Raw genomic sequence first — 19,742 nt, forward strand, 5'->3', positions numbered from 1 at the left:
GCCAGTTCGGGACCGGTGCCGATCATTCCTCCTCCTCGTCATCTCCGGCGAACAGCCGTTCCTTGGGCGGCGCGATTTCGGTGATGAGGTCACGCACCAGCGGCTTGTTGGGCAGGGGGGCGACGGTATGCACGGCGCCCGGCTGGAGTTTGGCGAGACACGCGTAGACTACCTTTCCGTCGAGCCGCATCATGCATTCTTTACAGGCGTTGGCGTTGATGCACGCGTAACGGAAAGCCAGCGTGTCGTCGCGATGAATGCGTATCCAGCGCAGGGCGTCCAGCAAGGAAGCAGCCCCTTCGGGCGGAACTTCGAACTCCTCTTCACGGGCGGGCGAACCCGCGCTGGCCCGCTGTATGCGCAGGCGGATGGGGGCGGGGGATGAGGTCATGCGATTTCCTCCTGCCCGGCCGCGAGGCGCTGGACCGGCTGCGTGGCCAGGGTCCAGGCGCCGTCGTGCCAGGCGATGATCTGGTTCAGGGTCCAGGCGTCGTCCTGCGCGGGAAAATCCTCTCGCTGATGGGCGCCCCGGCTTTCGCGGCGCGCAATCGCGCAGCGTGTCACAGCTTCGGCTGCCAGCAGCATGTTTCGCAGGTCGAGGAAGTCCAGGCGCACGGGGTCTTGCGGCCCGCCTCCCGGTATCGTCTCGCCGGCGCGGTCCCGCAGTTCAGCCAGCGCCGACAGCGCGTGCTGCAGGCCGGCCTCGGTGCGGAACGGTCCGACATGCGTTTGCATCACGTCCTGCAAGGTGTTGATCAGTGCGGCGGAATTCGGTTCGCTTCGTCCGGATGGGCGCGGGACCAGTGCTGCCAATGTCGGGGCGGCCAGCTTCTTGAGCTCGGCCAATGTCGGGGCGGAAGCCCCTTCGGCGGCCGTGGCCGCCGAGCGTCCGGCCCTCAGCCCGAACGTGACGGCCTCGGTGATGGCATTGCCGGACAGCCGGTTCGCGCCATTGGCGCCGCCCACGGCTTCGCCGGCGGCGTAGAGGCCTGGGACGTCGGTAGCCATGTCGGTGTCGACGCGTATGCCGCCCATGTGATAGTGGGCGATTGGGGCGACTTCGATCGCCTGTTTGGTCAGGTCGATGCCGGCCTTGGCGAGCTTGTCGATGATGGGGCCGAACGCAGCCCGCAGCTTCGGTTCCGGTACGTGCTCAAAGCTTAGCCACGCCCCGCCTGAGGGCGAGCCGCGACCGGCCTCGACTTCTTTCAGGATGGCATAGGTCGCGGCGTCGCGCGTGGTGGTATAGCCTTGTTCCTCGGCTGGGTTGCCGTAGCGTTCGACGAACTCCTCCCCCTCGCTGTTGAGCAGCTTGCCGCCTAGCTTGTACCGGAAGGGATCCCACATGATGGGGTCGAAGCCGACCAAGCGCGGCGCCAAATGACCGATAGGGAAGAACTGCACGAATTCCATGTCGATGAGCCGTGCGCCGGCGCGCAGCGCCAACGCAAAGCCGTCGCCTCCCATGTTCAGCGACGCGCTGTTGCGCCGATACAGGCGGGTCAGTCCGCCGGTCGCGATGATGGTCGCCGACGCGCGGACCAGGACGGGGTCGCCCGTCGCGAGGTGCAGTGCGACGGCGCCGACCACGCGATCGTCCTTGCGCAGCAAGTCGACTATCAGCAGGTCCCCGACGCGTCGCACGCCCGGTTCGCGCGCGACCTGGGCCCGCAAGGTTTTCGCCACGGCCGGCCCGGTGTTGAGATAGTCCACGTAGACGCAGCGAGGACGATCGTGGCCGGGCGCGCGGGTCTGCGCCAGGCGTTCGCCGTTGCGCGCCCAGCCCACTCCCCAGCGGTCGAGCAGGCGAATGGCTTGCACGCCCTCCTCGCACAGCAGCCGGGCGAGCGGTTCGTTGCACAGGCCCCGTCCCGCCGCGAGGGTGTCCCGCAAATGGTATTCCCAGTGGTCCGGCCCCTGTTCGCCGAGGGCTGCGGCCACCGTCATCTGCGCCATGATCGTCGCGCCGCCGCGACCGATCAGGCTGCGGTCGGCCAGTAGCGCCAGCCTGCCGGCTTGGGAAACGGCGATCGCCGCACTCATGCCCGCACCGCCGGCACCGATCACCAGCACGTCGGTTTCGAGGGTATGCAGGGTGGAATCAGACATATCTTGCTCCGTGACGTCATGCGTCTTGCCCGTTGGGGGCGGGGACCATTTCCGGGCCTTCTCCGCCCAGATAGGCTTCTTGTACAGCGGGGTCCGCGGCAAGGTCGGCGGCCCGGCCGTGCAGCACCACGTGCCCATGTTGGAGCACATAGGCCCGGTCTGCCAGTTCGAGCGCGATGCGCGCGTTTTGCTCGACCAGCAATATCGTTTGTCCGGCATCCTTCCAGCGGAACAACACCTCGTAAACCGCGTCCACGAACTTCGGCGACAAGCCCATGGACGGCTCGTCGATGCACACGAGCCTGGCCCGGCGCAGCCACGCGCGCCCGAGAGCCAGCATTTGCTGTTCTCCCCCGGACAGGGTGCCGGCTAACTGGGAGCGCCGTTCTGCCAGCCGCGGAAAGGCTTGGAATACCTCGTCGAGGTCTGCGGCGACGGCCGCTTTGTCGCGGCGCCGGGGATAGGCACCCAGGAGCAGATTCTCGCGCACCGACATGTCGGGGAACACGCGGCGGCCCTCCGGCACGCTCGCTACCCCCAGGTCAATGACGTCTGCCGGGCGCAGGCCCTGGATTTCTTTCCCGTCGAGTACGATGCGGCCTTTCGACGGACGCACCAGCCCGAGTACGGACTTGAGCGTGGTGGACTTGCCCGAGGCATTGCCGCCGAGCACCGACACCACCTCTCCGGCACGCACCTCGATGCTGACGCCGAACAAGGCTTGGACCGCGCCGTAGTGCACGTCTACGGCATCGATGTGGAGGAGGGGGCGGATAGACGAATCAGCCAAGGTGTGCATCCGAATTGACGGGCCGCTTGCGTGCCCGGCCGAGATAAGCTTCGATGACTTCAGGGTGGCCCAGCGCTTCCCCAGGTTCGCCGGAGGCGAGGATGCGCCCTTGGTTGAGCACGATCACCCGGTCCGCGATCCGGCGTACCAGCGAGAGCTTGTGCTCGACCACGACCATGCCGAGCTCGGGCTGTGAGGCTCGTAGCGCCAGCAGTAAATCGGTGAGCTCCGCGGTTTCGCTCGGGTTCATGCCGGCCGCGGGTTCATCGAACAGGACGAAGCGCGGACGAGCCGCAAGCACGCGCGCCAGCTCCAACCGCCTCCGATTGGCATAGGACAGGCTGTAGGCAGGCTGGCCGCGGCGCGGCCAGAGGCGGTCGCCGAAACGCTGCAGCGCCTCGCGCGCGTCTCGTTCCGCACGTTCGCGCCGGCGCCGCCATCCGGCCAAGCCGAAGAGCTCGCCTGCGACCTCGGCCAGCGGATTGATCAACCCTCCCGAAGGGGACCGGGCGAGCAGGCTGGCCTGGGTTCCGAGCATGGCACTGTCCCAGACGCTGAGCATGGGGAACACCCGCGACGTCTGGAAACTGCGGCCCAGCCCCAGCCGCGCGATCCGCTCTGGCGCCAGGCCGTCGATGCGCTTGCCGTCCAGGTACACGTGGCCGCTGGTTGGCCGCTCCACGCCACTCAACAGCTGGATGAGCGTAGACTTGCCCGCGCCGTTGGGGCCGACCAGCGCCACGGTTTCTCCCGGCGCTACGGTGAAGCTGACGTCATCCACGGCCTTCACGCCCCGGAAGTGCCGGCTCAGGCGTTCAACGCGCAAACCGCGTTCGGAAGGGTAAGTCATGCTCAGCGTGCTCCCAGCAAGCCGTGCGGCCGGACGCGCAGCATGACGAGCAGCGCGATGCCATAGGCCACCATGCGCCACTCCGCGAATGGCCTGAGTAGTTCCGGCAACAACGTCAGCGCGAAACCGGCCAGCGCTGCCCCCGTGAGATTGCCCAATCCTCCCAGCACGGCAATGGTGAGGATCAGGATGGAGGCGCTGACAGTGAAGCTTTCCGGACTGACGACGCTCTGCACATAGGCAAAGAGACCTCCCGCAGTACCGGCAAGCGCACCGGACAATGCGAATGCCAGGAGTATGTAGCGATGTACCGGAAGGCCGGCGGTATGCGCTGCCAGCCGATCTTCCCGTATCCCGCGCCACGCCCGGCCGATGCCGGAGTCCAGCACCCGCTGGGCAACGAAAAGCGCGAGCCCGGCGACGGCAGCCACCAGCCAGAATTTTTCGGCCAGCCCGGTCAATGCGTGGCCGCCGAGGAGGGCGAGGCGAGGGGCCGGGATGCCGATGAAGCCCATGGGCCCGCGCGTGACGTCGAGCCAGCTCATGAACACCAGGTAGCCGATCTGCCCCACTGCAAGCGTGCCGAGCGCAGCGGTATGGCCGCTCAGTTTGAGCAAGGGCAGCGCCGCGACGACGGCAACGAGCCCCGTGACCAGCGCGGCGCCGGCGAGGGCGGCTTCGGCGGGCCATCCCATATTGCGCGCCAACAATCCCACCGCGTAGGCACCGACTCCGTAGAACGCTGCGTGTCCGATGGACAGCAGGCCCAGTGCACCCGAGACCAGGCTGACGCTGGCCACGAGCACTGCGAAGAGTATGCCGTAGACCACGGCCTGCAGCAGGTAGGCACTTTGCGTGACGAGGGGCAGCAGCGCCAGCAGGCAGCCCACGGCGAGAAATCCCCAGGGCGGAAGCTCCCAGGCGCGTACGGTGCCACGCTGGCTGGATGACGAAGCCAGAACGCTGGAGGTCGGCATGGCGCCCGCCGCCCCGCTCGCCCCGCCGAGCGCATCGAGCCTGCGGTCTCCCAATATTCCATGCGGACGGAAAACCAGGAACACCAGCACCAGGCAAAAGGCCACGAGATCGCGCGAGCCCTCGCCCAGATAAGCGCTCGCCAGCGTTTCCACCACACCGAGCAGCAAGCCGCCGAGCACGGCGCCAGGCGTGCTGGTCAGGCCGCCCAGCAGCGCTGCGGCAAAACCCTTGAGCCCGAAGGGCAGGCCCATTTGCGGAAACACGCTCTTGAAATAGAGCGCCACCAGGATACCGCTCAGTGCCCCCAGCGCACCGGCCAGGCCAAAAGCCAGGCTCTTGACGGTTCCGGTGCGAATCCCGAGTTGCGCGGCGGCATCGCGGTCTTGCGCCGTGGCACGTAGCGCCCGGCCCCACCATGAGCGGGACAGAAACACAGACAGTGCCAGGGTGGCGAGCGCCCCGAAGCCGAAGATCAAGAGATCGGTGCTGGTGACGTAGGCGCTGCCGAAATAGTAGGTGGTTTCCTCGAAGGTGACGGGGAAAGCCTGGCTCTCGGGCGACCAGAGGATTTCGGCGAGTTGTTCGATGATGAGGCTGATGGCCAGCGTGGAAAGCACCGGCGCGATATAGGGAGCATTCTCCAGCGGCCGCAGCGCCACGCGCTCGAGCAGCATGCCGAGCAGCGCGACACCGGCGACGGACAGCGTAGCTGCCGCGGGCAGGGGGAGGCCGAAGGCAGTGACGCCAGTAAAGGCGAGGAAGGCGCCCACCATGAAGAGGGCACCCTGGGCGAAATTGATGAGATTGGATACGCCGAACACCAGCGAGAATCCAAGCGCGATCAACGCATAGACTTGGCCGATGGCAAGGCCGTTGAGAATCTGACTGGCGAAAAGCTCGAGCATGAGTAAGCTGCGCAGGCTGCAAATGGCCGTCGCCGGCCGCGCTGGAAGGCGGGCCGGCGACAGCCTCGAATGGAATTATTGGTTCAGTTGGAACTGGCCATCGCGGATGACCAGGAAGGTGGGAGCCTTGCGCACGTTGCCGTTCTCGTATTTGGTCACGCCGGTTACCCCCTCGTAGGCCGGGCCGTTGGCCAACTCGTCGCGAACGGCTTGTCCCGTCAGGGGTTTGCCGGATGCCAGCACGCGCCGGATGGCGGCGACCCCGACGCCGGCTGCGTCATAGGCCAGGGCGGCGAATTGGTCCGGGGTCTTGTTGTACTTGCTGCGGTATGCGTCCACGAAGGCTTTCTTGGACGGATCCCCTGCGAAGAAGATGCTGTGTACGACCACGCCTTCGGCCGCCTTGCCGGCCAATTCAATGAACTTCGGCGAGGTAAGCGGTACGCCGCCGCCCGCCGGGATATTCACCCCCGCCTGGCGCAGCTGCTGGATGAAGATCGACGCTTCCTGATAGGGCAGGGCCAGGAAAACGCCGTCGGGCCTGAGGGACTTGATCTTGCTCACCAGCGGGCGGAAGTCCTTGCTGCCCGGCATGACAGCTTCCCTCAACAGTACTTGGGCACCGTCCTTCTCAAGGGCTTCCGCGGTGGCCTTGACGGTGAATAACCCCCAATCGTCCTGCGAGTAGGGGATGACGATGCGAGTGGCCTTGAGCTGCTTGTGGATGGTGTCGGCGTTGTACTGCGCCAGCACGTCGTCGGTATTGTTCTGGCGGAACTGATACGGGCTTTGCTTGCTGAAGTCGGGGTGCGAGGAGGTCGGGCTGATCTGCGGGATCTTCGCTTCGGTGAAGATGGGGGCCGCAGCCAGCGAGGCCGTGGTGGACCAGGATCCGATAGCCAAGACCACCCCCGGCGTGGCAACGATCTTGCGCGCGACCGTCGCCGCTTCCTGCGGGGAGTTGCGGTCGTCTTCCACCACCAGCTTGACCGGACGGCCGTTGATGCCACCCTCGGCATTGAGCTTATCGAGGTAGAGCTCCACCGCGTTCTTGAAGCTCGCGCCGTACTCGGCGAAATTGCCGGACAGGTGGGCAAACAGGCCTATGGTGATCGGCGGTTCCGCGGCCAAGGAGGGGGCAGACAATAGGCCGGACAGGGCCGCGGCCGCCAGCAGGCGGCGGATTGAAGTACGCGTCAGCACAGCAGTTCCCGAGCGATGGTTGGAGAAACCGGCACCGCCCGCGGCGGTGCTGCAAGTGCGACAACGTTATTCTTTCATCGATAAAACATCAACGTATTGTTACTAATAAGCTTATAAGCTAGAGGGGTGCAAGCCTATCGCTCGCGCCCCTCGCGCGCGCTCTTCCTGGTTCATGTGGGCGGCTGCCCAGCGTGCCAGCTCGAGTCCGGGTAACGCATGCGGCCGCCACTGGCGACGCGGTTCCGGTCCTCGGCCAATACATTCCCTGAGTCGCCATGGGATCAGCGTCCTGGCTCGAACCGGACGATGTAGCTTTCGTCGAACGAAATCTCGTCGCCTATCTCCATCCCGTCGAATTGCGGCGCGCCGTGGCTGAAGCCTGTGATCTCCGCATTGAATGCAAGCGAAACCCGGTTTTTCAGTTTGGCGTAGACGAGCACGTTCGGATCCGCGGCGCTGCGCAAGCAAGCCCGGCTGCCCATTCGGTCTTCCGCATCCGGAAGTGAGTCCGCCAGGGTGAGTGGCTCGGCCGGCACGCTGTCCGCCGGGGTATTCCAACGTTGCGTCAATTTGCTGGCGTCGTGATGTTTCATGAAAAGCTCCCGGCCGTCATGCAATCGTTCAGGCTGCTGGTCCGTTCGATCCCTTCGAGCGCCAGCGTCGCCGCATCCAGCGTATACCAAGATACACTCGCGAAGGTTACAACTCGTTCTCCGCTAGGTACCCGCACCGTGTCCGCTGCCTCCGCACGCTCGTCTCGCCCGTTGGTCATCGCCTCCGTCATGGCCTCGATGTTCATGATCGCGATTGAGGCGACCATCGTCGCGACCGCCATGCCGCAAATCGCTGCCGACTTGGGCGGGCTCAAGCTCTACAGCTGGGTCTTCGCGTCGTTCCTCCTGACCCAGACGGCCATGACGGTCGTGTTCGGAAAGCTGTCAGACGTCTATGGCCGCAAGCCGGTGATGCTGGCAGGCATCGCGGCATTCCTGCTGGGGTCGATCCTGGCGGGCTTCGCATGGTCCATGCCATCGATGATCGTTTTCCGCCTGATCCAGGGCATAGGCGCCGGGGCGATCCAGCCGGTGGGAATGACCATCATCGCGGACCTCTATCCGATGCATGAGCGGGGCAAGATACAAGGCTATCTCGCGAGTGTCTGGGCCGTATCCGGCGTCATGGGGCCCATGCTCGGGGCTTTGATCATTCACCATTTTTCGTGGGCGTGGATATTCTGGATGAACGTTCCCGTGGCATTGCTCGCCAGCGCGGGGTTCATTTACTTTCTCCATGAGCGCCGCGAGCGTCGGCAGCTTTCGATCGACGTGCCCGGGGCCATACTGTTCACGGGGGCGGTTGCGGCGTTGATGGTCGCGCTGACCGATGCCGGAGACGGGCGCGCGACGAGGGCGTGGATCGCGACGGGCGCGTTCCTCGTCTTGCTGGTGCTGTTCATTGCGCAGGAGCGGCGGGCGGCTGACCCCATGGTTTCGTTCTCGCTATGGGGGCGGCGTCCCATTGCTGCCGCCAACGCCGCGATGTTGTTGGGCAGCATGGTCATCATGGGCTTGACGACCTTCCTGCCCATGTACGTGCAGGGTGTCCAGCACCGCACGCCGGTGGTGGCCGGTCTCGCGTTGACCATGATCATGGTGGGATGGCCGGTGGGCTCGACCTTCGCGGCGAAAGTGTTTCCGCGTTACGGCCTGCGTCCCATGATGATTGCCGGCAGCATCCTCGTGCCTATCGGCGCGTGCGCATTCTTGCTGCTTGGACCGGACAACTCGCCCGTGCTGGCCGGCGCCGGTTCGCTGGTCGTCGGCCTGGGCATGGGGTTCATGGGAGTGTGTTCGCTTGTCCTGATCCAGGAAATCGTGGGGCTTGCGGAACGAGGGAGTGCGACCGCGTCGAATATCTTCGCGCGCAATCTTGGCAGCACCTTGGGCGCCGCGGCCTTGGGGGCCGTGTTCAATTTCGGATTGTCGCGCGCGATGAACGGCACGCCGGTCAGTTCTGAGCAATTGACGGCTGCACTGCAGTCCGGGGCGGGGGTCAGCCCGGCCATCGAACACGCGATGCAGCAATCGCTGCATGGGACGTTCTGGGGCGTGCTGCTCATGTCGCTGCTCGTCATGATAGCGACCGTATGCATTCCGCCGACTACGATCGGCCGCCGGCGGCAGGCGGAGGTATCGGGTCCATCCAACGGCACGCATTAGTCCGTGGGTCCTTCGTTTCGACACGAGATGTAACTGCCCTCGCAGCCGCGCGCTCAATACGCTTGCCGGGGGCCGCGGGGCTGTCCTGCGGGGAGCGCGCCGCATGGCGCGCGCTGCGCCACCCGCGGGCCAAGTCCGAGGGCGCTTGGTTCAGCAGTTGTAACGATGCGTGAGCGGGTAGATGGTCGCATTGCATACATATCGCTACCTCCGGTTCGTCGCGCTCTTGGCACCATGGGCGCGTGTAGAAACGAACAGGGAGTAGTTCATGAAATCCATGACCGGCTTGAAGCGGGTTTTCGTTCCAGCCGCAGGCGCCTTGCTGCTCGCGGCGGCGTCGGCGGCTTTTGCGCAGCCGGCCGGCCAGGCGCCAGCTCCGGGCGCTGCGCCGACGCCGCCGTCCGCGCCCGCGCAAAGTGTTTCCGACGACCAACTGCGTAAGTTCGTCAACGCTGCGCAGAAGGTCGGGCTCATCTCTCAGGAATACACGCCCAAGTTGCAGGCGGCACCGGACGCCGCAGCCCAGCAGCAGGTACACAAGGAAGCCGACGACAAAATGGTCGAGGCCGTGCATGCGGAGGGCTTGACGGTGGACGAGTTCAACGGCATTGGGCAGGCCTTGGAGCGCAACCCGGCGCTTGCCCAGCGTGCCCGGGAAATGGCCAAGTAGTCGCGGCGGTATCGCGGCAGGCAGTCAGGGCTTGAACGCGCCGATGAAGATTGCAGGATCGACACGGGCGTCGTTCAGGCTTACGTTCCAATGCAGATGGGGGCCGGTGGCGCGGCCCGTGGCGCCGACCCGGCCGACGATGCCGCCGCGCGCCACGTCCTGACCAGGTTTGACGTCGATTGACGATAGGTGGCAAAACATGCTGATGAGGCCTTGGCCGTGGTCCAGGAAGATGGTCTTGCCGTTGAAGAAGTAATCGCCCACCAGGATCACTTTGCCGTCGGCCGGAGCCTTGACGGGCGTACCCGCCGGGACGGCGAAGTCCAGGCCGGAATGCGGGTTGCGCGGTTCCCCGTTGAAGAACCGCCGTAATCCAAACGGGCTGGACAAGTGGCCGCCGTCTACCGGTTTGTCGAAAAGCACGTTGCTCGGGATGCGCTCCCGGTAGCTGCGATACGCGGCGGTTTGTTCCGCGAGTTCTTTTTCGATGCGCGCCAGGTCCGCCGGTGTGGGATTTACTTGGCGCTTGTTCCTGAGGCGGATGTGCTGCGCCTCGTAGGTCTTGTCGCGTACGGAGAAGTCCAGGGTGCGGGTGCCTTCCGGGGTGCGCACGGAGATCGCCTGGACGCCAGGCTTGACGTCGAGGGGGATGCCAACGATCGCGAGCCAGTCTCCCGCCTCGTCACGCAACACCATGGTCCGGTGTCCGCGGTAGGTCACTGTCGGTGCGGTCGGGGCGTTTCCCAGGGGGATCACGGCTACGCCGCCGGGAACGGGTTTATCGAGCAGGCGCTGGATGAAGCCCCCGGCTTGCGCCGGGATCGATGCAAGCGCCGCGGCGGCGAACAGCATGAGGGAAATTGCAAACGACATGGGCGCGCATAACGATGACAATGGCCCAAGCGTAGCGTCGTGGCGGACCTCGTGCAAACCCGTTATTTGGCGTCCAGTTCCTGATAATGGCGAAACACCCCATCTCCCCAGGGGAGCCGGCGACCGCTTGATAGATACGCTTGCAGTTCGGGCAGTTTGCTTACGCGCTCGTGCAGGGCCATGACCCGGGGATAATGATGGGCGAGGGTGGACATGCGCTTGGGGAATGCATAGAGCAGTCCGTCGACCAGGTGGTAGAGAGAGAGGTCGGCGTAAGTCCACCGTGGCGCGCCGACCCAGCCGTCATCGTTCGTCAGCACGCGCTCGAAGTACCCCAGGAACTTAGGCATCCTGTGACCGCGGAAATGCTCGGCCCGGCGTCGGGCTTCGGTTTTTTGTTCCTCGTAGTAGAGCTCGGAGGCGATCGGATGGTGCACGTCGTGCGCTTCAGCCACCATGTCCGCGATGGTGAGCTGGATTTGGTTTACCCACAGGCGCCCTGAAAGGTCCGCGGGCGCAAGGCCGTGGCGTTCGCCGAGGAACAGCAGGATATTGGCGGTTTGCGCGATTGTCATGCCGTCGGCGACGAGATAGGGCGGCGCGAACGGCGGATGGGTGCGGTCCGCAATCATGTCCGCGACCAGGCCCGATGGTCCGGCGGCTTCCTCGCGCGCGCAATCCCGGTAAGGAATGCCGCCGGCTTCCAAGGCGAGCCGGACGAATTCTCCGCGCCCGGGGATGCCGTTCCAGTACCAGAATTCATAGCCCATGACGGCTCCTTGGCAGTATTTACTTATCTTGCTCTGGCGGGCGGCTCGCGCAAGCGCGAGCTGCAACAAAGTGCAAGCCGCATCGGTCGGGAGCGGGGCATCCTGCGGCCGTGGGGCTCGGTCGCAGCCCGGGGGCGTCGTTTACGCTGAGGCCAGCAGTCCAGCGTCGCCTCCTGCGGCGGCGGTGTTGATGCTGACAGCCCGCTCCACGAACAAGCGCTCGAGCGGAATGTTCGCTTCGCCCGGGGAGAGGTCTACGAGGGGCACTACGGCGTTTTGCGACTCGCCGAGTTTGAGCAGGATGGAACGTAGCCGTTCGCCCAGGGCATGTACTAGTGCGGCTTCGAAACGGGACGACGCGGGATCGCCGAGCCGGATCCGCCCGGAGACGGGAGCAGGCAGCGCAGCGTGCATCGATCGGGCGCGGGTTTCGCTGGGCCAGAGTGCGAAGGCCCCGGTCGCGAGCACGGCAGCCAGCTGGCACAGCCTGTCGGACTCGTCGTCTGCCATGCATAGGATGGTCTCCCGGGGGCAAAGTGCGTAGACGTCCAACTGGCCAGTGGGGCCGGGAAGCCTGACGGCGGCCAAGGAGGCTGCACGGGCTTCGAACGCCTCGCAGCAAGCCGCCAGCTCCGGCATGCCGCGTTGTACGGCCCACCCTTTCAGCGCAGCCAGCGCGGGATTTTCTGCCAGTCGCGGAAAAAGCCACGCCGGCGCCCGCGGTTGCTCATGAAAGATCCGCAGGCCGGCATCCCGCGGCGCGGATGCCAATAAGCGCGGGACGTATAGCGGTCCACCCGCTTTGGGACCCGTGCCCGAGCGATTTTCCCCCCCAAAAGGCTGCACGCCGACGACCGCGCCGATCATATTGCGGTTGACGTAGATGTTGCCGACTCGTGCGCGAGCCACTACGCGTTCGATGGTGTCATCGATGCGCGTGTGCACCCCCAGCGTCAGGCCGTACCCGAAAGCGTTGATTTCGTCGAGCAGGGTGTCGAGCGCCTGCGCTGCATACCGCACCACGTGGAGCACCGGTCCGAAGACTTCCCGGGCCAGTTGACCAGGATGGTCGAGCTCGATCAAGGTAGGCACGACGAAGTGGCCGGCCTGGCATTCGGAGGCGTCCATGCTGCATCGCCTGAACACCCGGTGCCCGGCAGCCTGCATGGCGGCGATGTAGGCTTCGATCGCTTCACGCGCGTTGCGATCGATCACCGGCCCGGCATCGGTGTCGAGCCGGTCGGGGCGGCCGACGCGCCATTCGCTCATGGCTCCGCGCAACATGGCGAGCACTGCGTCCGCCACGTCTTCTTGCACGCAGAGCAGCCGCAGCGCCGAGCATCGTTGTCCAGCTCCATCGAAGGCGGATTCCATCACGTCGGCCACGACTTGTTCTGGTAGGGCCGACGAATCGACGATCATGGCGTTCAGGCCGCCCGTTTCCGCGACGAAGGCAATGGCGTGGCCGCCCTCGGCGAGACGTTCCGCGAGCTTGGCGCGTATTCTCCCGGCAACTTCCAGCGAGCCGGTGAATAGCACGGCTTGCACCCGCGGGTCGGACACCAGCTGCGCACCCACGGTTTCACCGGGGCCGGGCAGCAGTTGCAGCGCACCGCGGGGGATTCCCGCTTTCCGAAGCTCTGCTACCGCACGCGCCGCGATCAAGGGCGTTTGCTCTGCCGGTTTGGCCACGACCGCGTTGCCTGCCACGAGCGCCGCAGCAATCTGGCCGATAAAGATCGACAGCGGGAAGTTCCAGGGGCTGATGCAGGCCACCACGCCCCACGGGCGGTGGGGAACACCATGAAGGGCCGTGCGCGCCTCGGCAGCGTAGTAGCGGAGGAAATCGACGGTTTCGCGCACTTCCGCAGCCGCAGCAGGCAGCGTTTTGCCGGCCTCGCGCACCAGCACAGCCATCCAGTCGGCCATGTCGCGCTCGATCCGATCGGCTGCGCCCTCCAGCAGCGCCGCTCGTGCCGCCGCGGAGACGTCTTGCCATGGCCGCGAGGCGTGGGTTGCGCCTTCGAGCGCCGCGTCGACCTCGGCGGGCGTCGCCTCATACACGTGTCCAACCAGGTCTGTCGCCAGGGCGGGATTACGTATCTCGCGCGCGGTACGGTGTGGGACGCCGCCTTGCTGCATGGGCGCGGCGATGAAGGGGCCAGGCGGCCCGCCGGCCAGCTGGTGCGCGAGCGCGGATAAACAGGCTTCGTTCGACCAGTCCACGCCGCGGGAATTCAGCCGTGCGGGGCCGTAGAGGTGACGGGGCAACGGCAGGCCGGGGTGGAGAGCGCCGACCCCGCCATCGGTTTCGTGCAGCGCATCCAGGGGATCCTCTAGCACGGTGTCCAGGGGCAGGCCGGGATTGGCGATCCTATGGACGAACGAGGTGTTGGCACCGTTCTCGAGCAGCCGGCGCACGAGATAGGCGAGCAGCGTGTGGTGCGGTCCGACGGGTGCGTAAATGCGGCAAGGCCGTTCCAACCCTCCCCGGTGCGAGGGGGCGACTACCTGGTCGTAGAGCGCTTCACCCATGCCGTACAGGCACTGGAACTCGTATTGGCCGGGGCGGAATCGCTCCGGGCGCGCGAGGTGATAGATGCTGGCCAACGTGAGCGCATTGTGCGTGGCGAATTGCGGAAACACCGCATCGGGCGCTGCCAGCAGTCTCCGGGCGCAGGCGAGATAGGCGAGGTCTGTATGGGGCTTGCGGGTATAGACGGGGTAGTCGTCCAGGCCGTGAAGTTGCGCCTGCTTGATTTCGGCGTCCCAATACGCGCCTTTGACAAGGCGCACCATCAGTCGCCGCCCATGGGCGCGGGCCAGGGCGATGAGATGCTCGACGAGGCGCAGGCTGCGTTTCTGATAAGCCTGCACTACGAAGCCGAGGCCGTTCCAGCCGGCGAGGTCGGGCTCGGTGCAGAGCCGCTCGAGCAGGTCCAGGGATACGTCCAGCCGCGCCGCCTTTTCGGCATCGATGTTCAGCCCCATGTCGTAAGTGCACGCGCTGCGCGCGAGCGCAAGGAGCCGGGGGTAGAGTTCGTCCATGACGCGGCCCCGCTGGCTGCGCGCATAGCGAGAGTGGAGTGCGGAGAGCTTGATCGAAATGCCCGGGCCGTCGTAGGGTGTTCCCCCTTGCGATTGCTGGCCGATGCGATGGATGGCTTGTGCGTAGGACCGCGTGTAGCGGTACGCGTCCTCTTCGGTCACGGCCGCTTCGCCCAGCATGTCGTAGGAGTGCAGGTAGCCCCGTTTTTCCCGTTCGCGCGCCAGTTCGAGTGCTTCTTCGATAGTGTGGCCGGCCACGAACTGCTCTCCGAGCAGGCGCATGGCCCCGTTGACTGCGGCCCGCAGGAGAGGCTCGCCGCCCTTGCCGATGAGCCGGGCGAGCGCGGCGTGCAGGCCCGAGCTGTGGCGGGCCTCGTATACGCGGCCCGTTATCAACAACCCCCAGGCCGCGGCATTGACGAATAGGGAGGGGCTGTGGCCGAGGTGGGCGGACCAGCGCCCGCGCCGGATTTTGTCCTGTATCAACGCGTCCCGGGTGGCCGCGTCCGGGATGCGGAGAATGGATTCGGCCAGGCACATCAGCGCCACGCCCTCGTCCGAAGAGAGCGAGAACTCCTGCAGTAGCATTTGCGCGATGCCGGCCGGGGCTGGGGTTTCCTCGCTGGGACGAAGCCGGGATGCGAGCCGGTGCGCGAGGTCCTGGACGGACGGCGTTGCACGCAGGTCGCCGACTTCGTCCAGCAGCTCCTGCACCATTTCCGGTTCGGCGCGTCGATAGTCGGCCGTGATTGCCGCCCGCGCACCCGATTGCTCAAGGACTTGAGATCGCAGCGCGGCGAAGGGCTGGGCGGAGGTTTCAGTGCGCATCATTTTCCACCTCCAGCGTTTCGAGGTTCAGCAGCGTGAAACGTCCGTCGGGCGTCCACCCGCCAGTATCGATGTGGAAAACGTTGCCCAATACCGTGGGCGAGGCGACGGGCGTATGCCCCACCACCAATGCGCGCAAGCCGGCAACGCTGCTCGCATCTTTCCGCTGCAGCCGCTCGCGGGCCCAGATGGTGTGGTCCCGTGCCGTGCGCCGCAATCGAAGCGCCAGGGGGAGGTGGCGCCAGTCGCGGACGGGGCAGTCTGCGTGAACGATGCCTACGGGGCCCCGAGAAGTCTCGACCTCCACGGCAAAGGGCAGTTGCGCAAAACTCCGTGCATAGTCGGAACGCAGGGCGGGATCCAGCGCGATGAACCACTCCCCGCCGTTGGCCAAGTAAATCCCGACGTCTACCGGATGACCCGCGGCATAGCGGATGGCGAAGTCTTCGTGATTACCCCGGACGGCATGGAACCACGGCTGCCCCAGCCACATCAGCGCCTGTTCGCATTCGGGGCCGCGGTCGACCAAGTCGCCCACGCTGAAGAGCCTATCCACGCGCGGATCGAACCCCACGCTTTCGAGGGCTGCCAGCAGGCGGGTGAAATGGCCGTGGATGTCTCCAACCGCGAAATCGCGGCCGCAATCATTACGGGCAAAGCGGACGAGATAGGCGGACATGGGGAAGCTGCACCGAACCCCTGGACATCACAATGATATGCCTGTCCTCTCTCGCTGGCTCGCGCATATGCCCGCGAGTGGGAATCGGGGGGCGATGGCAAGAGACCAAGCGCGGTGTGCGGCACGCCTGCGCTGCGCTTGTCCCCGCCCGGGTTTGGTCGACGGCCTCAGTGCACGCTTGGCCTGGACGGGCCCTCGGGCTGACCGCAGGCGAGGTTGGCAGGAATGGCGACATCCATCAGGCGGGGGTGCGGAAGCTTCAGGTTGCGCATGATCGCCACGTATTCAGACTTGGTCTTGCCCGCGATGCGGGGGTTGTGGCGTTTTTCTTCTCCGATGCTCGATGCCGTCCAACCTTTGTAGTCATGAGCCGGATAGACGATGGTGGAGTCCGGCAGGGCAAACAGGCGGCCGACGATGGACTCCCACGAGCGCTCGGCGTCGCCCCCCTGGAAGTCCGTCCGGCCCGTGCTGCGGATGAGCAGCACGTCTCCCGTGAAAACGGCTTTCGGCGCTTGGGGATCCAGCACGAAGCTAAAGGACTCGTCCGTGTGGCCCGGCGTGTAAACCGCCTGGAGCTCGATGCCATCTATCCGCAGGATTTCTCCGTCCTGGACGCGCCGGGAAACGCATTCGGCGCGCGAGCGCTCGCCCATGAGCGTCGTGCACGCGGTGGCGTCCCGCAGGTCTCCCAACGCCGTAATGTGGTCGGCGTGCGTGTGGGTGTCGATGGCGTGCACCAAGCGCAGCTCCAGCTCCCGGATTGCCTGCAGGTAATGGTCCAGGCGTTCTTTGACAGGATCGATGATCAATGCCTCGCCGCCTGCCCTGGAGGCGAGCAGGTAGGTATAGGTGCTCGATGCGTCGTCAAAGAACTGGCGGAAAATCATATTTCAATAAGAAATAAGCTAATTCTCTAGAAGAATATGTTATGTGCTCGGCGCACCGGCGTCAAAGGTCGGGATTGGGCGGAAGCAGGCCCATCCTGCGCTTGGCCCGATGGGCCGAGCCATTGCGGACCGCCCACCGTAGCACGGGTGCCACGCGGCCGACCGCCAATTCGATCGCCCGCCGCTGCCAAACAGGTTTTTGTAGCGCCAGCATGTCGGCGGCCCAATCGGGCAAAAGTGCTACGCCCGCATGCAGCATGAGTTTGCTGACAGGCTGGGCCCATGGGCTCACCGCGGGAGGATTCGATAACAGGATGTCGGCAATCTCGCGGGTACGTTCGTCGCAGACCAGCTGGGGCTTCATCCGCTCGAGATAGGCTGCGACTTCCTTCCTCGACCGCGGCACGTCGCGCGCCCCGAGCCGATAAGCGATCAGAGCGATCTCGTCGTAATAGCGGTCTTGGTCGGCTTCCGGTAGATGCGGGTTGCGGTAGCGCAGATGCGAGGCCAGGAAGCAGCTGACTTCTGCTACGTGCACCCAGGTGAGCAGATCGGGATCGTTCGCGTGATAAGGCCGTCCGTCAGGCGCCACGCCGCGCACATTCTCGTGGATGTCGCGCACGCGCGCGATGAGCCGTTCGGCATCGGCCGTGCTGCCATAAGTGGTGCCGGATATGAATTGCCCGGTGCGGCGCAGCCTGCCTAGCATGTCGCGCCGGAAATTGGAGTGATCCCAGACGCCGGCGAGCGCGAGCGGGTGCAGCATCTGTATCAGCAGCGCCGCGACGCCGCCGATGAGCATGGACGTGAAATCGCTGTGTACCTGCCAACTGATCGAGTTTGGGCCGAAGAGCCCGGGATCTCCGGGCGGATTCTCGAAATCGACGCCGCCAAGGGCGAGGCCGGTCAGGCCGAGTATTTGTGCTTCGATGCGCTTGCGAATCATCGTGGTTCGGGGACGTCCGGGCGCCATGCGCGGGAGGCGGCGGTTGCCGCCAGGGTGCCGGCGGCCATTGGACTCGAAAAACGCGAGGTGAGCAAATGGCCTGGTGGTTTAGGCTGCCACCTCGATCGCGCGGTGTCGCGGCGTGGAGCCTCGTCTCGGGAACGGATTCTGCTGTGTGCAGGTGTCACCAGGGAGTACGCCATGCGCAAACCGATGCTGCAAATCGTTTTCTTGTCCTCCGTCATCCTGGCCGTGCCGGCTGCCCTCGCGCAGGCCGGCTCCGGCGCCAGCCCGGGCCAAAGCGGCGGCAGTCACCAGCCTAGCGGAACGAGTGCCGAGGGCCCGACCCGCGGCATCTCGAACGCAGGGCCGTCCGGCGCGTCGGGCAATGCGCGTCAAAGCGGATCGACCGAAGGCAAGCCCGGCCCGCGCGGCGACGGAGCCGACCGGTCGCCCGGCACGGCGCAGGGACGCACCGGCGACCGTCCCGCCGACCAGGGAGGGATCGCTCCGGGCACCAAGGATCCCTCTGCCGGCCAGCCGCCCGCTACCGGCAGGGATCGGTCGACGGGCACCGACGCTTCGGGGACGGGAGATCGATCCGGGTCGAATCGAACCGGGAGCCGGCTGTTGCGGTAATACCGGGGCATAGGGAAAAGGCGGGCCGTCGACGTCGTGCGTCTGCGGATTCACTTTCCGGTGAATTAGGGTTTACCGCAGGGCCGGATGACTCTATCCGGCCAGTATTATGTGTTCGCCTTACCCAAGGGTGGCACTTTTGGTTGCACCTTTTGCATGGTGCCACTCGGGGGATTCCCTAGCAAAATCCCAGGAGAACTGCATATGCATCGCCGTTCCTTCTTGACCAAGGCAACCGTGGGCGCCGCCGTGGGCGGGGCGACGCTCTCTGCACCGGTATTCGCCCAGGATTCGCCTACCGTTACGTGGCGGCTTGCCTCGAGTTTCCCTCGCAGCGCCGACGCCATCTACAGCGGTGGGGAGGCCGTGGCCAAGTACGTCTCGGAGGCAACCGGAGGAAAGTTCACCATTCGCGTATTTCCCGCAGGTGAGATCGTTCCCGCCCTGCAGGTGCTCGACAGCGTCCAAAACGGGACGATCGAGTGCGGCCACACAGCTTCGTATTACTACTACGGCAAAGACCCTGTCCTCAGCTTCGATGCCGCCGTGCCGTTCGGCTTGAACACGCGGCAGATGAATGCCTGGATGCGCCACGGGGACGGCCTGAAGCTGCTGCGCGAGGTCTTCAAGAAGTACAACATCGTCAACTTTCCGTGCGGCTATACGGGAACGCAGATGGGGGGCTGGTTCCGCAAGGAGATCAAGTCGGTCGACGACCTCAAGGGCCTGAAGTTCCGGGTCAGCGCATTTGCCGGGGCGGTGCTGTCACGCCTGGGCGTCGTGCCGCAGCAGATCGCGGGAGGCGACATCTATCCTTCGCTCGAGAAGGGCACCATCGATGCCGCGGAATGGATCGGCCCCTATGACGATGAAAAGCTCGGGTTCCACAAGGTTGCCAAGCATTACTACTACCCGGGCTGGTGGGAAGGCACGTTGCAGGTTTCCCTCTATGTCAACCAGGATGCCTACAACAAGCTGCCCAAGCACTACCAGGCGGTCCTGGAGCAAGCCTGCGCCGCGGCGACCAACGACATGATCGCCAAGTACGACGCGGAGAACCCTGCCGCGCTGCGCCGCCTGGTTTCCCAGGGCGCCCAGTTGAGGGCCTTCCCCAAGTCCGTGATGGACGCCTGCTACAACGAGGCCACGAAGCTGTATGCGGAAATGAGCGCGAAGAGCCCCGAGTTCAAGCGGGTCTACGACAGCATGGTCGCTTTCCGTGGCGACGTACTGCCGTGGTTCCGCGTGGCCGAAGGCAATTTCGACGGTTACATGTCCACGATTCGCAGCTAATCCCAGGGTAGCGTGACAGTCCACAAATGCCTGTCACGCCCCGGAAGCCGGA

General features: G+C 65.3%; 18 protein-coding genes. 4 read left to right on the forward strand and 14 right to left on the reverse strand.

Annotated elements, in window-relative coordinates; translation table 11 throughout:
- Positions 1-22: 22 nt before the first annotated feature.
- The 8 genes from Q0319_RS17925 to Q0319_RS17960 all read right to left on the reverse strand — a co-directional run bounded on the left by Q0319_RS17925 (position 23) and on the right by Q0319_RS17960 (position 7,655).
- Complete coding sequence (locus Q0319_RS17925) at positions 23-391, reverse strand: 2Fe-2S iron-sulfur cluster-binding protein (RefSeq protein WP_296465469.1); 369 nt, start codon at positions 389-391, stop codon at positions 23-25.
- Positions 388-2,109, reverse strand: a complete 1,722-nt coding sequence (locus Q0319_RS17930) for an FAD-binding protein (protein ID WP_296465472.1) — start codon at positions 2,107-2,109, stop codon at positions 388-390. The genes Q0319_RS17925 and Q0319_RS17930 overlap by 4 nt, the downstream gene beginning before the upstream one ends.
- Before the next feature lie 16 nt (positions 2,110-2,125).
- Positions 2,126-2,908 (reverse strand): ABC transporter ATP-binding protein, encoded by a 783-nt coding sequence (locus Q0319_RS17935; RefSeq protein WP_296465474.1) that lies wholly within the window; start codon positions 2,906-2,908, stop codon positions 2,126-2,128.
- A complete protein-coding gene (locus Q0319_RS17940) occupies positions 2,892-3,749 on the reverse strand; it encodes an ABC transporter ATP-binding protein (protein ID WP_296465475.1) in 858 nt (285 codons plus the stop codon). The genes Q0319_RS17935 and Q0319_RS17940 overlap by 17 nt, the downstream gene beginning before the upstream one ends.
- 2 nt (positions 3,750-3,751) lie before the next feature.
- Positions 3,752-5,632, reverse strand: coding sequence for an ABC transporter permease (locus tag Q0319_RS17945; RefSeq protein ID WP_296465478.1), 1,881 nt, complete (start codon positions 5,630-5,632; stop codon positions 3,752-3,754).
- Between the two features lie 75 nt (positions 5,633-5,707).
- Positions 5,708-6,835 (reverse strand): ABC transporter substrate-binding protein, encoded by a 1,128-nt coding sequence (locus Q0319_RS17950; protein ID WP_299454893.1) that lies wholly within the window; start codon positions 6,833-6,835, stop codon positions 5,708-5,710.
- 281 nt (positions 6,836-7,116) lie between these two features.
- A complete protein-coding gene (locus Q0319_RS17955) occupies positions 7,117-7,428 on the reverse strand; it encodes a hypothetical protein (RefSeq protein WP_296465484.1) in 312 nt (103 codons plus the stop codon).
- Complete coding sequence (locus Q0319_RS17960) at positions 7,425-7,655, reverse strand: hypothetical protein (protein ID WP_299454896.1); 231 nt, start codon at positions 7,653-7,655, stop codon at positions 7,425-7,427. The genes Q0319_RS17955 and Q0319_RS17960 overlap by 4 nt, the downstream gene beginning before the upstream one ends.
- Between Q0319_RS17960 and Q0319_RS17965 the strand changes: the two genes are divergently transcribed.
- Positions 7,633-9,054: an MFS transporter gene (locus Q0319_RS17965; protein ID WP_299454899.1), complete on the forward strand. Its 1,422-nt coding sequence runs from the start codon at positions 7,633-7,635 to the stop codon at positions 9,052-9,054. The genes Q0319_RS17960 and Q0319_RS17965 overlap by 23 nt on opposite strands.
- Positions 9,055-9,322: 268 nt before the next feature.
- Positions 9,323-9,724, forward strand: coding sequence for a DUF4168 domain-containing protein (locus Q0319_RS17970; protein ID WP_296465487.1), 402 nt, complete (start codon positions 9,323-9,325; stop codon positions 9,722-9,724).
- Positions 9,725-9,748: 24 nt separating this feature from the next.
- Here Q0319_RS17970 and Q0319_RS17975 read toward each other — a convergent pair whose 3' ends face one another.
- From Q0319_RS17975 to Q0319_RS18000, 6 genes are all read right to left on the reverse strand, one after another.
- On the reverse strand, positions 9,749-10,597 hold the full coding sequence (locus tag Q0319_RS17975; protein ID WP_296465488.1) for a peptidoglycan DD-metalloendopeptidase family protein: 849 nt from the start codon (positions 10,595-10,597) through the stop codon (positions 9,749-9,751).
- Between the two features lie 62 nt (positions 10,598-10,659).
- On the reverse strand, positions 10,660-11,367 hold the full coding sequence (locus Q0319_RS17980; RefSeq protein WP_299454904.1) for a glutathione S-transferase: 708 nt from the start codon (positions 11,365-11,367) through the stop codon (positions 10,660-10,662).
- A 141-nt stretch (positions 11,368-11,508) separates the two neighbouring features.
- On the reverse strand, positions 11,509-15,246 hold the full coding sequence (putA, locus tag Q0319_RS17985; RefSeq protein ID WP_299454906.1) for a trifunctional transcriptional regulator/proline dehydrogenase/L-glutamate gamma-semialdehyde dehydrogenase: 3,738 nt from the start codon (positions 15,244-15,246) through the stop codon (positions 11,509-11,511).
- Positions 15,233-15,922 carry a metallophosphoesterase gene (locus Q0319_RS17990; protein ID WP_296465500.1) on the reverse strand — a complete coding sequence of 230 codons (690 nt, stop codon included), beginning with the start codon at positions 15,920-15,922 and terminating at the stop codon, positions 15,233-15,235. Before Q0319_RS17990 ends, putA begins: the two co-directional genes overlap by 14 nt.
- A gap of 167 nt (positions 15,923-16,089) precedes the next feature.
- Entirely contained in the window at positions 16,090-16,812 is a 723-nt protein-coding gene (locus Q0319_RS17995; protein WP_296465502.1) for an MBL fold metallo-hydrolase, read from the reverse strand.
- 61 nt (positions 16,813-16,873) lie between these two features.
- A complete protein-coding gene (locus Q0319_RS18000; protein WP_296470673.1) occupies positions 16,874-17,758 on the reverse strand; it encodes an oxygenase MpaB family protein in 885 nt (294 codons plus the stop codon).
- Positions 17,759-17,959: 201 nt separating this feature from the next.
- On the opposite strand from Q0319_RS18000, the gene Q0319_RS18005 reads away from it, so the two are divergent.
- Both Q0319_RS18005 and Q0319_RS18010 read left to right on the forward strand, forming a co-directional pair.
- Positions 17,960-18,397 (forward strand): hypothetical protein, encoded by a 438-nt coding sequence (locus Q0319_RS18005; protein ID WP_296470676.1) that lies wholly within the window; start codon positions 17,960-17,962, stop codon positions 18,395-18,397.
- Between the two features lie 204 nt (positions 18,398-18,601).
- Positions 18,602-19,690: a TRAP transporter substrate-binding protein gene (locus tag Q0319_RS18010; protein WP_299454911.1), complete on the forward strand. Its 1,089-nt coding sequence runs from the start codon at positions 18,602-18,604 to the stop codon at positions 19,688-19,690.
- Positions 19,691-19,742 lie beyond the last annotated feature (52 nt).

The sequence above is a fragment of the uncultured Pigmentiphaga sp. genome, assembly GCF_937950555.1.
Taxonomy (GTDB): domain Bacteria; phylum Pseudomonadota; class Gammaproteobacteria; order Burkholderiales; family Burkholderiaceae_B; genus Pigmentiphaga.